At 64.9% G+C, this 13812-nt stretch carries 16 protein-coding genes and 1 tRNA gene; 3 read left to right on the top strand and 14 right to left on the bottom strand.

Annotation, left to right across the window (positions count from 1 at the left end):
* Nucleotides 1–19: 19 nt before the first annotated feature.
* Nucleotides 20–520 carry a disulfide bond formation protein B gene (locus FHR70_RS17330; protein WP_183452418.1) on the bottom strand — a complete coding sequence of 167 codons (501 nt, stop codon included), beginning with the start codon at nt 518–520 and terminating at the stop codon, nt 20–22.
* Between the two features lie 11 nt (nt 521–531).
* Complete coding sequence (locus tag FHR70_RS17325) at nt 532–1113, bottom strand: YqaA family protein (protein ID WP_183452416.1); 582 nt, start codon at nt 1111–1113, stop codon at nt 532–534.
* Between the two features lie 218 nt (nt 1114–1331).
* Here FHR70_RS17325 and FHR70_RS17320 point away from each other — a divergent pair.
* A tRNA-Leu gene (locus FHR70_RS17320) sits at nt 1332–1416 on the top strand.
* Between the two features lie 294 nt (nt 1417–1710).
* Nucleotides 1711–1905 (top strand): hypothetical protein, encoded by a 195-nt coding sequence (locus FHR70_RS17315; RefSeq protein WP_183452414.1) that lies wholly within the window; start codon nt 1711–1713, stop codon nt 1903–1905.
* 218 nt (nt 1906–2123) lie between these two features.
* Here the strand turns inward: FHR70_RS17315 and FHR70_RS17310 are convergent, their stop codons facing one another.
* The 8 genes from FHR70_RS17310 to FHR70_RS17275 all read right to left on the bottom strand — a co-directional run bounded on the left by FHR70_RS17310 (nt 2124) and on the right by FHR70_RS17275 (nt 9466).
* Nucleotides 2124–2858: a DUF1236 domain-containing protein gene (locus tag FHR70_RS17310; RefSeq protein WP_183452412.1), complete on the bottom strand. Its 735-nt coding sequence runs from the start codon at nt 2856–2858 to the stop codon at nt 2124–2126.
* Nucleotides 2859–3138: 280 nt separating this feature from the next.
* Nucleotides 3139–3687, bottom strand: coding sequence for an RNA pyrophosphohydrolase (locus FHR70_RS17305; RefSeq protein WP_183452410.1), 549 nt, complete (start codon nt 3685–3687; stop codon nt 3139–3141).
* Between the two features lie 225 nt (nt 3688–3912).
* The gene (locus FHR70_RS17300) at nt 3913–5235 is read right to left on the bottom strand and encodes a S41 family peptidase (RefSeq protein WP_183452408.1); all 1323 of its coding nucleotides are present in this window, start codon (nt 5233–5235) and stop codon (nt 3913–3915) included.
* The gene (locus FHR70_RS17295) at nt 5235–6527 is read right to left on the bottom strand and encodes a murein hydrolase activator EnvC family protein (protein ID WP_425487877.1); all 1293 of its coding nucleotides are present in this window, start codon (nt 6525–6527) and stop codon (nt 5235–5237) included. Before FHR70_RS17295 ends, FHR70_RS17300 begins: the two co-directional genes overlap by 1 nt.
* 55 nt (nt 6528–6582) lie before the next feature.
* A complete protein-coding gene (rlmH, locus tag FHR70_RS17290; RefSeq protein ID WP_183452404.1) occupies nt 6583–7077 on the bottom strand; it encodes a 23S rRNA (pseudouridine(1915)-N(3))-methyltransferase RlmH in 495 nt (164 codons plus the stop codon).
* A gap of 15 nt (nt 7078–7092) precedes the next feature.
* Nucleotides 7093–7473, bottom strand: a complete 381-nt coding sequence (rsfS, locus tag FHR70_RS17285) for a ribosome silencing factor (protein WP_183452402.1) — start codon at nt 7471–7473, stop codon at nt 7093–7095.
* A 98-nt stretch (nt 7474–7571) separates the two neighbouring features.
* A complete protein-coding gene (locus tag FHR70_RS17280) occupies nt 7572–8228 on the bottom strand; it encodes a nicotinate-nucleotide adenylyltransferase (RefSeq protein ID WP_183452400.1) in 657 nt (218 codons plus the stop codon).
* Nucleotides 8225–9466, bottom strand: coding sequence for a glutamate-5-semialdehyde dehydrogenase (locus tag FHR70_RS17275; RefSeq protein WP_183452532.1), 1242 nt, complete (start codon nt 9464–9466; stop codon nt 8225–8227). The genes FHR70_RS17280 and FHR70_RS17275 overlap by 4 nt, the downstream gene beginning before the upstream one ends.
* A 199-nt stretch (nt 9467–9665) precedes the next feature.
* On the opposite strand from FHR70_RS17275, the gene FHR70_RS17270 reads away from it, so the two are divergent.
* Entirely contained in the window at nt 9666–10430 is a 765-nt protein-coding gene (locus FHR70_RS17270; protein WP_425487876.1) for a DUF72 domain-containing protein, read from the top strand.
* Here FHR70_RS17270 and proB read toward each other — a convergent pair.
* The 4 genes from proB to rpmA all read right to left on the bottom strand — a co-directional run bounded on the left by proB (nt 10400) and on the right by rpmA (nt 13794).
* Nucleotides 10400–11515, bottom strand: coding sequence for a glutamate 5-kinase (proB, locus tag FHR70_RS17265; protein WP_183452396.1), 1116 nt, complete (start codon nt 11513–11515; stop codon nt 10400–10402). The two genes, FHR70_RS17270 and proB, sit on opposite strands and share 31 nt — an antisense overlap.
* Nucleotides 11512–12546, bottom strand: coding sequence for a GTPase ObgE (obgE, locus tag FHR70_RS17260; RefSeq protein WP_183452394.1), 1035 nt, complete (start codon nt 12544–12546; stop codon nt 11512–11514). The genes proB and obgE overlap by 4 nt, the downstream gene beginning before the upstream one ends.
* 150 nt (nt 12547–12696) lie before the next feature.
* Entirely contained in the window at nt 12697–13347 is a 651-nt protein-coding gene (locus tag FHR70_RS17255; RefSeq protein ID WP_183452530.1) for a GNAT family N-acetyltransferase, read from the bottom strand.
* A gap of 180 nt (nt 13348–13527) precedes the next feature.
* Nucleotides 13528–13794, bottom strand: coding sequence for a 50S ribosomal protein L27 (gene rpmA / locus FHR70_RS17250; protein ID WP_036355650.1), 267 nt, complete (start codon nt 13792–13794; stop codon nt 13528–13530).
* Nucleotides 13795–13812: the final 18 nt, after the last annotated feature.

Below are 13812 nucleotides of genomic sequence, written 5' to 3'. Positions count from 1 at the left end.
GCCCCTCGCCTTCAGTCTGTCAGCGTCCGAGGGAGAACCCCTTGCCGGCGGCCGCCTTGGCCGCGAAACCCGCAAGCCCCAGCGAGATCAGCACGTTCCATCCCGCCAGCGACAGCCCGAGGAAGCGCCACGCAGCCTCCGTGCAGCTGACCACGCGGGTGGTCTGCAGCTGGTTCAGGAAATCACCCACATTGCCCGCGCCCTGGCCCGCTCCCCCACCGCAGTCGCTGGGGCCCGCAAAGAATCCCCATTCGACCCCCGAATGATAGGCGCCGAGCCCCGCGCTCACGAGAAAGACGAGAGTCAGCAACCACAGGCCGGCCCGCGTCCAGCGCGGCGGCAGGAGGGCCGCTGCGAGGCCAAGCGGAATGGCGATGTAATAGGGATTGCGCTGGATGAGGCAGAGCTTGCACGGCACGTAGCCGAAGACATGCTCGAACACGAGCGCGCCGCCGACGGTAGCCGCAGCGCCCAGGGCCACGGCCAGAGCGGCCTGACGCATGGAGAGAGCAAGACGCATCGATCCCCTCCTCAGAACAGATAGCGGAACGCCACGAAGCCGCCGATGAAGGCCGCGATGGCCAGGGCCGCCACCAGGTTGAAGTTGTTGTCGATGATGGATTTGATGCGCGGCCCGAACTGACTCATCAGCAGGGCGACGAGGAAGAACCGGGCGCCGCGGGTCAGGATCGACAGCGCAATGAACCAGCCCAGGTGATAGCCCGCAAAGCCCGACGTGATGGTCACGAGCTTGTAGGGGATCGGCGTCAGGCCTTTCAGCAGGATCACCCAATGACCGTAGTCGGCATAGGCATGCCGGAACGTCTCCGCCCCCTCCGCGAGGCCATAGAGCTGGAACAGCCAGGCTCCGACGGAATCGTAGAGCCCCAATCCGATGAAATAGCCCAGGATGCCGCCGAGAACCGAGGCGATCGTGCAGATCAGGGCATAGAACCAAGCCTTGTCCGGCCGCGCCAGCATCATGGGCACGAGCATCACGTCCGGCGGAACCGGGAAGAAGGAGCTTTCCGAGAAGGACACGGCTGCCAGCGCGTAGGGGGCCGACGGCCGCGCCGCGAGGGAGAGGGTCCAATCATAGAGGCGTCTGAGCATAGGGTTCCGACCGGTTGAAGGACTTCACGTCCCGCGCCCTTTGAGCACACGACGTCCGGAAAGGCGAGAGGTTTGCCCGATGCGCCGCTTCAAGAACTGAGTATCGGATGGATCCCGAAAGCAGCGTCCACATTCGGGCCGATGCTCGACGATGCGGCTTCCCTTCCCATCTCGCACATTGACCAGCCTTCATGCCTCATGGTACGTCGCAGGTCCTTGCCCCTGTGGCGGAATTGGTAGACGCGCTCGACTCAAAATCGAGTTCCGCAAGGAGTGCTGGTTCGATCCCGGCCAGGGGCACCATCGCCTTTTTCGATGGTACGGCGAAAAGCCAATGCATTTTCATAAAATCCGAAACCGTTGAGCCCTTCCCCAGGCGGGGCGTTCAGCATCGCTGCCTTGTGGGCCGCCTCAACGGATTATCGCTTTCGGGCTACCCCATCTTCCACATTGCATCGCTGGCTGGGTTTGAAACAAATGCGCCCGGGCTGGGGACGCCGGATGCGAATGGGGACTTGGGGCCTCGCATGGAAGGGTGCTCCAAGACAATCATGCCGCATCGAGGATCAGATCATTCCAAGCCGGGAGGGGCATGTCATGGAATCTGAAATCGAAGCTGTCGCGCGTGCGCTGTATTCTGTCGAAGACGATGCTCAGGTCTGGGAGCAGGAGCCGGAGATCATCAAGGAGGAATTCCGTGAGCATGCCCGGATCGCGCTGGCGCTGCTCGCGCAGCATCGCAGGCAGGAGCGATACGACAGGCAGGCCGTTGCCTTTCCTTATGCGGCTTAAAGCATCGGACGTGAGTTGGGATTCACGTCCGATGCTTTAAGTTTTTGGTTTGACGCATCTTTCCACGCGAAACCGGTGCCCACTTTTGCGGTCGATGCTCTAGGCCGCTGCCATCACGGGATGCGGGCGTGGTGGCCATCACCTACCGATGAGAAAACGCCCACGGCTCGGAGAGCCGCGGGCGCCTCACGTGGGTTGCGTCGTCGCTATGCCGTCGATCAGCCGCGATGCTCGATCACCGTCACGATGCGACGGGTGCGAGGCTCAAGGATCACGATTTGATCGCGCACGACGATGTATTTGCACTCCGGCAGGCCGGTCAGAATGCGCTCGACCGTGCTCGGGCAATCGTAAAGGGTCGTGACCGAGGTCGGAACGGTCGAGCCGACGCTGACGCTGAACTCCACATTGGTGAGCGGCTGCACGTTCACACTGCTGAACGAGCGCGAAATCTCCGTCCGCTGCTCCGACGTCACATTGATGTTGGCGGAACTCGACGTATTCGTGCTGCCGGTGGTGTTGGTGTTGGCTGCGCCGCCCTTCGTGGTGGACGCATTGCCCGTGGCGCTCGAACTGCCGCCCGTGCCGCTGGAGGCCGTGCCGGATTTCGTGCCCTGGGTCGTACCCTGCGCCGTGCCGGAGGAGGTGCCGGAGGTACCTGACGTGCCGGACTGGGCACTGTCGGTCGAGCTGCCGCCCGTGGTCGAAGTGCCGGAGGAACCGCTGGTGCTGCTGGACGCCGAGCCCGAGGTCGTTCCGCTCGTCGAGCCGGATGCGCCGCCTGAGGTCGAGCCAGAGGAGCCGCCAGGCGTCATGATCGTGGAGCCACTCGAGGAGCCACCCGAAGCGCCACCGGAGGTGCCGCCGCTCGAGCTACCGCTCGTCTGTGCCATCGCAGCCACGCTCAGGGAGAGAGTTGCTGCTGCTACGCCGGCCAGTAAAGTCACACGCATTGGATCAAACCTCCCGATGATGGAGAGCCCACAATGGCCCTCTGCAATGCCTATCAACGGGGGTTTTCAGTGGGGGTTCCGTTCCTACCCGTCAGTGTCGGCAGCGTACATCTGCGGTTCATGAACATGAACGAGAGTCCCTGCAAAATCAGGGTTTTTCTTTTCGTGCTGGCGTTCTGATCTGCTTCATCTCATCGCCTGGAAACACGCACGGCAGCCGTCGTCTTGAGCCCACGTCATGGAATCTTGTGATGCTCGGTTTGGCAAGAGATGCGGATCGTCAGGGATGAGCCGTGCTGTGCAGCTGCTCTGATACGAGCGGCGCAAAAGCCGTCACGACCTTTTCATAGACAGGTCGCTTGAACGGGATGATCAACTCGGGCAGGCGATGCATCTCTTCCCAGCGCCATTCGTCGAATTCAGGCCTATGGCCGCCGCCGCCCGGCTGATGGATGTTGATCTCGCTGTCACTGCCCTCGAACCGAAAGGCGAACCATTTCTGGTTCTGTCCGCGATAGCGCCCGCGCCAGGCGCGTCCGGCGACCATGGAGGGCAGATCGTAGGCATACCATTCGGGCGCCTCCGCCATGAGGCTCACGGAGCGGACGCTGGTTTCCTCATAGAGTTCGCGCAGGGCAGCCTGATAGGGCTCCTCGCCAGGATCGATCCCCCCCTGGGGCATCTGCCAGGAATAACCATCGGATGCCGCATCGGACTCTGAACGGCGCCTGCCGATGAAGATCAGACCATCCTTGTTGATCAGCATCACACCGACGCAGGAGCGGTAGGGCAGATCCTTTCTGGCCTGTGATCCTCTTGCGCTCCTCATCCGACACTCACTCCCTTGAATTGCGAAACTCGAATGCAGCCGGTTCTTGAATACTGCCGACGCTTGGTCCTGGTTCCGCGAAGCATCAGAGAGTGCCGCTTCACCGGCTCGCGCACAAGCCTTTCCGCAGACCTGTGGATGCCGCAACAGAAATGGGCCCGGAGGATGTCCATCCCGCCGGGCCCATTTGCATTACTGTTTCTCAAACGAAAGGACGATCCGTTTTCAGTTCGGATTCGGCCGCGTAGCCGTATTAGCGGCATCCTTGCGAACACCGTGCAGCAGGTCGTAGGCCGCGATGAGCTGCTTGTCCTTGGTCGGATCCGGCGGAATGTAGGCGGAGGAACCGCCGCGCTCTTCCTTGTCGCCACCATTGCTCAGGTGGCCGCGCAGACCGGCCTCGCCCTTGGTCTCATCCTTGCCTTTCAGCTCCTCGGGGATGTCCTGCAGCACCTCGATGTCAGGATCGATGCCCTTGGCCTGGATCGAACGACCGGACGGCGTGTAGTAGCGGGCCGTCGTCAGGCGCACGGCGCCGTTGCCGCCGAGCGGGATGATGGTCTGCACGGAGCCCTTGCCGAACGAGCGGGTTCCGAGAACCGTCGCGCGCTTGTGGTCCTGCAGGGCGCCGGCCACGATCTCGGAGGCCGAGGCCGAGCCGCCGTTGACGAGCACCACCAGGGGCTTGCCCTTGGCCAGATCGCCAACCTTGGCGCTGAAGCGCTGGGTATCCTCGGCGTTCCGGCTGCGGGTGGAGACGATCTCGCCGCGGTCGAGGAAGGCGTCGGAGACCATGATCGCCTGATCGAGCAGGCCACCCGGGTTGTTGCGCAGGTCGATGACGAAGCCCGCCACCTTGTCGGCGCCGATGTCGCTGGTGAGCTTGTCGATGCCGGCCCGCAGGGCCTCGTAGGTCTGCTCGTTGAACTGGGTCACGCGCAGCACGCCGATGTCGCCCTCGACTCGGGCCCTCACGGGGCGCACCTTGATGGTCTCGCGAGTCAGCTTCACCACCACCGGATCCTTGGCTTCCTTGCGCTGGATCTTGAGGGTGACGGAGGAGTTGACCGGACCGCGCATCTTGTCGACCGCCTGGTTCAGGTTGAGGCCCTGGACCGGCTCGTCGTTGATATGGGTGATGATATCATTGGCGAGGATGCCGGCCCGGGAGGCGGGGGTCTCGTCGATCGGGGTCACGACCTTGACGAGGCCGTCTTCCATGGTGACCTCGATGCCGAGGCCACCGAACTCGCCGCGGGTCTGCACCTGCATGTCGCGGAAGCTCTTGGCATCCATGAAGCTCGAATGCGGATCGAGGGAGGTCAGCATGCCATTGATGGCAGCCTCGACCAGCTTGGCCTCTTCAGGCTTTTCGACGTAATCCGTGCGGACCTTTTCGAAGACGTCTCCGAAAAGGCTCAGCTGCCGGTACGTGTCGGCCGAGGCGGCAATTGCGCTCATGCCCGACAGAAGGCTGGTCTGCGACACCATGGTCGCGCTGCCTGCACCGATGGCCGCACCGAGAATCAAGAGGGATAGTTTGCGCATTATCCGCGAACCTTTTCGCTTTGCGATTTTGCCCACCAGGGACTTGGGTCAATCGAACCGCCGTCTTTCCTGAACTCAACATAGAGGACGGGATTGTTCTTTTCTATGGCGGCGCCGATCAAACTCATGAGAGGAGCCTCTCCCATGGTCGCAACAGGCTCGCCTGCGAGCACGAACTGCCCGACATCGACGTTGATTTGGTCCATCCCGGCCAGAAGAATATAGTATCCCCCACCGGCATTGATGATCAAGAGTCGACCATAGGAACGGAAGGGCCCCGCAAAGGCCACCCACCCGTCCGCCGGTGATACCACGGTTGCATTCTGCCGAGTCGTGATCGAAATGCCACGCGTCGTTCCGCCGTACCCGTCCGAGGCGCCGAACTCCAGGGTAGTCTCGCCGCCCACGGGGCGTGGCAGCAGTCCTCGCGCCTCCGCGAAGGGGATCTTCGGGGCCAGCCTGGCCGGATCCCGGAAGGCCAGCTGGGCAAATTTCTCGCGGGTCTGGCGCTCCTGGGCCTCGGCCGCCTTGCGGGCCTCGTCCGCTGCTCTTTGCGCCCCTGCGATCTCCGCCTCCATGCGATCGATGAGTTCCTTGAGCGTACCGGCCTGACGGGCCAGTTCCTCGGCCTTCCGCTGCTCGGCGCCGGCATCGCGCTCAACCTCGGCGATCCGCCCCTGGCGGGCCTCCATGAGGGCGGCAAGGCGCTCCTGCTCACGGGTGAGCGCGGTCAGCTCGCCATTCAGGGTCGTGCGGTCTGCGGTGATAGCCTCCTTCAGGCGCACGAGTTCGGTCAGGTCCGTGGCCAGGATCTCGGCCTCGACGCGCAGCTCGGGCAGGACGGCTCCCAGCATGATCGAGGCGCGCACCGCCTCCAGCATGTCCTCGGGCCGCACCAGCACAGCAGGCGGCGGGCGCCGGCCCATGCGCTGCAGGGCGGCGAAGACCTCGATGATGACGCCGCGCCGGCTCTGCAGGGAGCGACGAATGGCCGCTTCGCTGGAGGTCAGGGTCTGAAGTCTCTGCTCCAAGCCCCGGATCCGGTCCTCGGTGCCGCGCACGCGCTCGGCCGTTCCGATCAGAGCCGCATTCAGCTTGGCCCGGTCCGCCTTGATGGATTGGATCTCCTCCTCGAGGCGCCGGCGGGCATCGGCATTGGCCGTGATCGCCTCCTCCAGGACCTTCAGGTCCTGCTCCCGGCGGGCTTTCTCCTCGGCCGATTCCGCCGAGACGGCCGGCGCCGCAGGCGCGGGCTGCTGGGCCCAGGCGGAGCCCAGGTTCGCGGCGATCATCAAGGCAGCAAGGCCAAAAATCTTGCGGGAAAAGGGTTTGAAGCGGAACATCCGATCAGGAATCATCATGGCCGGCGCGATGATAAGGGTGACCGGCGATGATTGTCAGGGCCCTATAGAGCTGTTCGGCCACGAGCGCTCGCACGATCTGGTGCGGCATCGTGAGCGCCCCGAAGGACACCACGAGGTCGGCGCGCTGGCGCAGCTTGGGATCGAGACCGTCGGGCCCGCCGATGACGCAGGCGATTCCGGAGCGGCCCTCATCCCGCCATTGTCTGATTTTCTCGGCAAAAGCTTCGCTGGAGGGGCTCTTGCCGCGCTCGTCGAAGACGACCAGCACGGAGGCACCGGCCTTCTCGAGCAAGGCCGCAGCCTCTTCCGCGCGCCGGTCGTCATCCCGCCGCGCGCGGCTTTCCGGCAACTCGACCGTGTCGAGCCCGGCCAGACCCAAGGCCCGGCACATGCCCTCGACCCGCTGCCTGTATCGTTCGACCAGCTCCCGCTCGGGGCCGCTCTTCAGACGGCCCACGGCCAGCAAGCTCAGTCGCACAATGCAGGCCCTAGGTTAGCTGGCGCGGTCCTGCGGGCGGTCGGCGCCCCACATCTTCTCGAGGTTGTAGAAGCCACGAACCTCGGGGCGGAAAACGTGGATCAGCACGTCGCCGGCATCGATGAGCACCCAATCGCAGGCAGGCAGGCCTTCGACGCGCGCGTTTCCGAACCCCTTGTCCTTGAGGTCCTTGATCACGCGCTCGGCGATCGCGCCGACATGGCGGTCGGAGCGGCCCGAGGTGACGATCATGGTGTCGGCAAGCGAGGTCTTTCCGGCCAGGTCGATCTCGACCGTGTTCTCGGCCTTCATGTCCTCGATGGAGGCCAGGACGACGGCCCGGATGTCCTCTGCAGCAGGAGCGTCCGCTCCGGAGAGAGGTGGAAGCGGGTTCATGTCCGCTTCGACGGAAGATAGTCGGTTCAGGTTCAGACCCTTTCTCAACAGCACTCGGAGGTGCCGACCCATAAGATAATGCGGGAAGGCCCCATTTTTCAACGTCCCCCGATGGGAGAAGTTCGTCGCAACCGGCGCAGCTCTGTGGATGAGAGATGGGACCGGGGCCCGTGCAGGAAGGTCCAGGCGGGCGGCTTCAGGCGGGCCAGAGCACGGGCATCGGCCTCGTTGATCCGGGCCCTCGACAGGGCCAGGGCGCTGCGGGAGCGGGCGGCCTTCAGGGTCCAGCCGGGACGGTCGATGATGGCGATCGGCATCATCCGGGCAATGCGCCGCCAGCCGCGCCAGCGGTGGAAACTCGCCAGATTATCCGCCCCCATGATCCACACGAACCGGACATTCGGATAGCGGCGCCTGAGATAGGATAGGGTATCCACGGTATAGCGGGCCCCGATCTCCTCCTCGAAGGCGGTCACGTCGATGCGGGGGTGATCGGCCACAGTCTGAGCCTCCTCCACCCGCATGGCCGTGGTGGCGAGTTCGCCCGTGTCCTTCAACGGGTTGCCCGGGGTGACGATCCACCAGATTCGGTCGAGCCCGAGCCGTTTCAGGGCCATCTGGCTGACATGCCGGTGCCCGGCATGGGCAGGGTTGAAGGACCCGCCATAGAGGCCGATCCGCATGCCGGGAGCCACCCGCGGCAGACGGGTCAGGCCGGAGGGCCTGATGCGAAAGCGGGAGGCCGCAGGCTTCACGGACGGGTCTGGCCCGAGCCACGGATGCGGTACTTGAACGAGGTCAGCTGCTCGACCCCAACGGGCCCGCGGGCATGCATTCGCCCCGTAGCGATGCCGATCTCGGCCCCGAAGCCGAACTCGCCGCCATCGGCGAACTGGGTCGAGGCATTGTGGAGCACGATGGCCGAATCCACCTCGGCCAGAAAGCGCTCGGCGGCGGCATCGTCGTCGGTGACGATGGAATCCGTGTGGTGGGAGCCGTAGGTCTCGATATGGGCAATGGCCTCATCCAGACCATCGACGACCCGCACGGAGATGATGGCATCGAGATATTCGGTGCGCCAATCCTCATCGGTCGCTGGCGTCACACGTGGATCAGCCGTCTGAACGGCCTCGTCACCGCGCACGGCGCAGCCCGCCTCGATCAACATGGCCACCAGCGGCCTCAGATGCGTCGCGGCACAGGCGCGGTCCACCAGCAGCGTCTCGGCCGAACCGCAGACGCCGGTGCGGCGCATCTTGGCGTTCAGCACGATTCTCTTCGCCATTTCCAGATCGGCCGATCCGTGCACGAAAACGTGGCAGATGCCCTCCAGATGCGCGAAGACGGGCACCCGAGCCTCCTCCTGCACCCTGGCCACGAGGCTCTTGCCCCCGCGCGGCACGATTACATCGATATTGCCGTCGAGCCCGGACAGCATGGCACCCACCGCCGCCCGGTCGCGGGTCGGAACGAGGCGGATGGCGTCAGACGGCAGGCCCGCCTGCTCCAGCCCCTCCCCCATCGCCTGGGCTATAGCGAGCGACGTGCGGAAGCTCTCGGAACCAGTGCGCAGGATTGCCGCGTTGCCGGCCTTGAGGCACAGCGCCCCCGCATCCGCCGTCACGTTGGGACGGCTCTCGAAGATCACGCCGATAACGCCGAGCGGGGTCGCCACCCGGTCGATCTCCAGCCCGTTCGGCCGCTCGAAGCGCGCCAGCATCCGCCCGACCGGATCGGGCAGATCGGCGATGCTCTCGACCGCAGCCGCAATGGCCTCAAGCCGTTCGGGGTTCAGCATGAGGCGGTCGATGAAGGAGGCAGGCTGCCCCTTGGCCTTCGCCTCGGCCAGATCCTGTTCGTTCGCCGCGAGGATCGTGCCTGCCCGCGCCCGGATGCGAGCCGCCATGGCCCGCAGGGCAGCGTTCTTGTCATCAGTGGAGGCCAGCGCCACGCGCCGGGCAGCAATCCGCGCCCTGCGGCCGAGCTCGCGCATGAGTGCCGGGACATCCGGCTCTCCGACCGAAGTCGCACCTGAAGCCACCCCTGGTGCGTTGAGATAGTCGGCGAGCACTTCTGAAATCAAGGCGCGAATGTCGTCCATGTCCAAGTCCCGGCCCCTGATGACCTCAGGGGAAATGCCTCATTCGGAACCCATAGCACGGCAGGCGGCCTCAGAGCCAAGCCGCTCCACCTTGCCTGAGATCCGGATCGGAACCTCGGGCTGGCACTATCGGTCCTGGCATGGACCTTTCTACCCGGCGCGCCTGAAGATCAAGGATTTCCTGTCCTACTACGTCCAGCGCTTCGACACGGCGGAGATCAACAACTCCTTTTACCGGCTCCCGACCGAGCAGGCCGTGCGGGCCTGGCACGATTCCACGCCGAAGCGGTTCCTGTTCGCCTGGAAGGCCTCGCGCTTCATCACCCACATGAAACGGCTGAAAGGGATCGAGGAGAGCATCGATCTCGTCTTCGGTCGCATGCGCGGCTTAAGCGACAAGTTCGGCCCGGTCCTGTTCCAGCTGCCGCCCACCTTCAAGGCCGACGCCGAGACGCGGGAGCGCGTGGCGCACTGCCTCTCGCTCGTGCCGCAGGGACGCCGCTGCGCCTTCGAATTCCGGCACCCGAGCTGGTACGAGGAGAACGCCTTCCGGATCCTGCGAGACCACAACGCGGCCCTGTGCATCTCCGATCATGCGGATGCGCCTGCACCCTGGGAGGCGACCGCCGACTTCGTCTATGTGCGCGCCCACGGCACCAATGGACGCTATGCGGGCAGCTACTCGGCCGAGACCCTGCAGGATTGGACCGGGCGCATTGCCGATTGGCGGAAGGATGAGCGCAGCGTCTATGTATATTTCGACAACGACATCAAGAGCGCCGCGCCCGGCGACGCTCAGACCTTACTAAGGCTGCTCAACGAGAATCAGTCGCTGAGCGCCATATCGTCCCGGTGAACCATCTCGGTGCGACCGGGATAGCCGAGGATGCCTTCGATCTCGCGGCTCGGACGGCCGATGATGCGCGCCGCATCCTCCGCGTCATAGGCCACGAGCCCGCGGCCGAGCACGCGGGCTTCGCTGCGGATCGTCACCGCATCGCCCCGATGGAACGAGCCCTCGATCCGCTGCACACCCACCGGCAGCAGGCTTGCACCGCCCTGCAGGGCCCGGGCCGCGCCCTCGTCCACGACGAGCGCGCCGCGCGGCTCGAGCGCGCCGGCGATCCAGGTCTTGCGCGCGGTGGCGGGATTGGACGGCGTGAGGAACCATGTGCAGCGCCCGCCTTCCGCCACGCGCTTCAACGGGTTCTTCGTGCGGCCATCCGCAATGATCATGTGCGTGCCGCCAGCGGTGGCGATCTTGCCGGCCTCGATCTTGGTGCGCATGCCGCCGCGTGACAATTCGGAGGCCGCACCGCCCGCCATGGCTTCGATGGCCGGCGTGATGCGCTCGACCACCGGGATGTGCTCGGCCTTGGGATCGGCGGCAGGCGGGGCCGTGTAGAGGCCGTCGATGTCGGAAAACAGCACCAGGAGATCGGCCCCGATCATGGTGGCGACGCGGGCCGCGAGGCGGTCGTTGTCGCCGTAGCGGATCTCCGAGGTCGCCACCGTGTCGTTCTCGTTGATCACCGGAACGGCGCGCATCTCGAGAAGCTTCAGGAGGGTGGCGCGGGCATTGAGATAGCGGCGGCGCTCCTCCGTGTCCGAGAGCGTGACCAGGATCTGGCCCGCGGCGATGCCATGATGGGCCAGCACCTCGGACCAGATGCGAGCGAGCGCAATCTGTCCGACGGCTGCGGCCGCCTGGCTCTCCTCGAGGCGCAACGCACCGGATGGGAGGCCCAGCACCGTGCGCCCCATGGCAATGGCCCCGGAGGAGACCACGAGCACGTCGGCGCCCTGGGCATGGAGATCGGCAATGTCCTCAGCGAGCGCCGCGAGCCAGGCATGGTTCAGCCGTCCGCGTGCCCGATCAACGAGCAGCGCGGAGCCGACCTTCAGGACGACGCGGCGGAACTGGCTGATCTGCGGGCTCACGGATGCCACTCTTCCTGGGGTTGGGTCGGCTCTTCCTCGATCTTGGCCTGATCGATGACGCCGAGGAGCGCCTGCAGCACCTCCTGCACACCCTGGCCCGAGGCCGAGGAGATCACGTAGGGATTCTGCCTGCAGGCCTTCTTCAGCTTCTTCAGCTGCTCCTTCAGCGTGTCCTCATCCAGGGCATCCGCCTTGGAGAGGGCCACGATCTCCGGCTTCTCGTCCAGGCCATGGCCATAGGCCTCGATTTCGTGGCGCACGGTCTTGTAGGCCTCGCCCGCATCCTCGCTCGTGCCTTCCACCAGATGCAGCAGCACCCGGCAGCGCTCCACGTGGCTCAGGAAGCGGTCGCCGAGGCCAACGCCCTCGGACGCTCCTTCGATCAGCCCCGGAATATCGGCCAGCACGAACTCGCGGCCATAGGCCCGCACCACCCCAAGGCCCGGATGGAGCGTGGTGAAGGGGTAATCGGCGATCTTCGGCTTGGCCGCGGTGGTCGTCGCCAGGAACGTCGACTTGCCGGCATTCGGCAACCCGACGAGACCCGCATCCGCAATCAGCTTGAGGCGCAGGATGAGCGTACGCTCGATGCCCTCCTGGCCGGGATTGGCCCGGCGCGGAGCCCGGTTGGTCGAGGTGGTGAAATAGGCGTTGCCAAAGCCGCCATTGCCGCCCTTCGCCAGCAGCACACGCTGGCCCACATGGGTCATGTCGGCGATGACGGTCTCGCCGTCCTCCTCCAGGATCTCCGTGCCGGCCGGCACTTTCAGCACCGCGTCAGCGCCCTTGGCGCCGTGCCGGTTCTTGCCCATGCCGTGACCACCGGTCTTGGCCTTGAAATGCTGCTGGTAGCGGTAGTCGATCAGGGTGTTGAGCCCCTCCACGCACTCCGCCCACACGTCGCCGCCGCGGCCGCCGTCACCGCCGTCGGGACCACCGAACTCGATGAACTTTTCACGGCGGAACGAGATGGCGCCGCCACCGCCATTGCCGGAGCGAATATAGATCTTGGCTTGGTCGAGAAATTTCATAACCCGCATCCTTTACGGGACCGGAGCATTTTTCGCAAAAGCCGATCCGCTCTCGCGGTGAAAAAATGCTCCCGTCACGGTAACCGTGCGGGAGCAACGCAAAATCAAGCGGAAGCGCTCCCGAAATGGCTCGGAAGCGCTTCCATGTTCTCAGCTGGCGAGCGACATCTCGCGCTCCACCTCAACCTCCAGAGAGAGAGGTTCGCGCACGAAGCCGGTCTGGCCCCAGGCCTTCAGGCTCTCCCAGGTGCGCCGGTCGAGCCGGAAGTGATCCACCGGATAGAGGCCGCACCGGGCCGGCAGCTCGGAGAGCCCGGCGCCCTGATAGGCAAAGCCGCACTTCTCCAGCACCCGGCGGGAGCCTGGGTTGATCACCCGTGCGCAGGCCGTGATCTCGTCCTCCTCGCCATAGGCGAAGAAGGCATCGATCAGGGCGCGCACCGCCTCGGTGACATAGCCCTTGCCCCAATAAGGGGTGCCGAGCCAGTAGCCGAGGTCGGGCTTGCCCGTCTCCGCGCTCGGGCCGATGCCGACCATGCCGATGAGGCTGTTGGGCTTGCCCTTGGGCGTGATGGCGAGCTGCAGACCCTGGCCGTCCGCATTGGACCGCCGGGACATGAAGATAAATCGCTCGGCATCGTCCGGGTGATACGGATGCGGAATTCGCGCCGTCATCTCCGCGACCGCTTTCTCCCCGGCGAGGCGTACGATGGCTTGCGTATCCGCAAGACGAGCCCAGCGCAGCCACAGGCTGCGGGTCTCGAGGCGGAAAACATCGTCACGGGTGAGGTCGGGAAACATCGTCTTGCTCCGATCCATTGGGCCCTCCCTGGGCCCGGAAAACACGAAGGGGAGGTGGACATCCCACCTCCCCTGTCGGTTCTTGGATCTGAGCTTGGCCTTTTCGGGCCTACTTCGGAGCTTCTGATCCGCCGGGTCGGTGTGATGCCGGCGGGAGCTCCTTCGTTTTGCTCTCGCCGTTTATTCTGCTGCCTCTTGGGCCGGTACGACCGATACGAAGGCTCGGCCTTGACGCGTCAGGAATCGGACTCGGCCATTGGCCGTGGCAAAGAGGGTGTGGTCTTTGCCCATGCCGACATTCGCGCCGGCATGCCATTTGGTGCCGCGCTGACGAATAATGATGTTGCCGGCGACAACCTGCTGATCGCCGAAGCGCTTGACGCCCAGACGACGGCCTGCCGAGTCGCGACCGTTGCGAGACGAACCGCCTGCTTTTTTGTGAGCCATGGGTTACTCCCGTGTCCT

Origin of the sequence: Microvirga lupini (assembly GCF_014191055.1) — a bacterium.
Classification (GTDB): Bacteria; Pseudomonadota; Alphaproteobacteria; order Rhizobiales; family Beijerinckiaceae; genus Microvirga; species Microvirga lupini_A.
The sequence above is the reverse complement of the archived record's forward strand: the minus strand, read 5'-3'. Positions and strand labels throughout refer to the sequence as shown.

Excerpts from the sequence above, each read along its gene's own strand:
- FHR70_RS17330 (WP_183452418.1), bottom strand. The coding sequence starts at position 520 with ATGCGTCTTGCTCTCTCCATGCGTCAGGCCGCTCTGGCCGTGGCCCTG.
- FHR70_RS17325 (WP_183452416.1), bottom strand. The coding sequence starts at position 1,113 with ATGCTCAGACGCCTCTATGATTGGACCCTCTCCCTCGCGGCGCGGCCG.
- FHR70_RS17315 (WP_183452414.1), top strand. The coding sequence starts at position 1,711 with ATGGAATCTGAAATCGAAGCTGTCGCGCGTGCGCTGTATTCTGTCGAA.
- FHR70_RS17310 (WP_183452412.1), bottom strand. The coding sequence starts at position 2,858 with ATGCGTGTGACTTTACTGGCCGGCGTAGCAGCAGCAACTCTCTCCCTG.
- FHR70_RS17305 (WP_183452410.1), bottom strand. The coding sequence starts at position 3,687 with ATGAGGAGCGCAAGAGGATCACAGGCCAGAAAGGATCTGCCCTACCGC.
- FHR70_RS17300 (WP_183452408.1), bottom strand. The coding sequence starts at position 5,235 with ATGCGCAAACTATCCCTCTTGATTCTCGGTGCGGCCATCGGTGCAGGC.
- FHR70_RS17295 (WP_425487877.1), bottom strand. The coding sequence starts at position 6,527 with ATGATCGCCGCGAACCTGGGCTCCGCCTGGGCCCAGCAGCCCGCGCCT.
- rsfS (WP_183452402.1), bottom strand. The coding sequence starts at position 7,473 with ATGAACCCGCTTCCACCTCTCTCCGGAGCGGACGCTCCTGCTGCAGAG.
- FHR70_RS17275 (WP_183452532.1), bottom strand. The coding sequence starts at position 9,466 with ATGCGCGAGCTCGGCCGCAGGGCGCGGATTGCTGCCCGGCGCGTGGCG.
- obgE (WP_183452394.1), bottom strand. The coding sequence starts at position 12,546 with ATGAAATTTCTCGACCAAGCCAAGATCTATATTCGCTCCGGCAATGGC.
- FHR70_RS17255 (WP_183452530.1), bottom strand. The coding sequence starts at position 13,347 with ATGTTTCCCGACCTCACCCGTGACGATGTTTTCCGCCTCGAGACCCGC.
- rpmA (WP_036355650.1), bottom strand. The coding sequence starts at position 13,794 with ATGGCTCACAAAAAAGCAGGCGGTTCGTCTCGCAACGGTCGCGACTCG.